The organism is Streptomyces regalis (genome assembly GCF_001509475.1).
Taxonomy (GTDB): domain Bacteria; phylum Actinomycetota; class Actinomycetes; order Streptomycetales; family Streptomycetaceae; genus Streptomyces; species Streptomyces regalis.
This window is the reverse complement of sequence record NZ_LLZG01000284.1, coordinates 1-319: the sequence shown is the minus strand read 5'-3', so window position 1 is coordinate 319 and position 319 is coordinate 1. Positions and strand designations below refer to the sequence as shown.

1 protein-coding gene is annotated in these 319 nt (G+C 74.3%); it reads right to left on the bottom strand.

The window, feature by feature from the left end:
• Positions 1–319: type 1 periplasmic-binding domain-containing protein (locus tag ADL12_RS26240; RefSeq protein WP_167364435.1), on the bottom strand; the 319-nt coding region annotated here is incomplete at both ends.

Sequence of the window (319 nt, the reverse complement as noted above, 5' to 3'; positions counted from 1 at the left end):
AGCGTGACCAGGGCCGTGGTGGGCGGGCCGTCGTGCAGGATCCGTTCCACACAGGCCTGGCCCGACGCGGCATCGTCCCCGCAGCAGTACGTGCGCACGGTCAGCCCGCGCTCGGCCGCGTCTTTGGTGAGGCCGTCCAGGCCGCGGTGAGCGGACTCGTACCCGGCCCGCAGCAGCTGCTGAGGCCGGTTGACGAAGGCGACCCTGTGGGGGCGGAGGCCCGCGAGGTGGTGGACGCAAGCGGCCGCCAGCGCGGTGTGGTCCAGGCCCACCCACCAGCCTCGCTCCGGATGCACGGTGCGGCCGATGGCGACGGAGG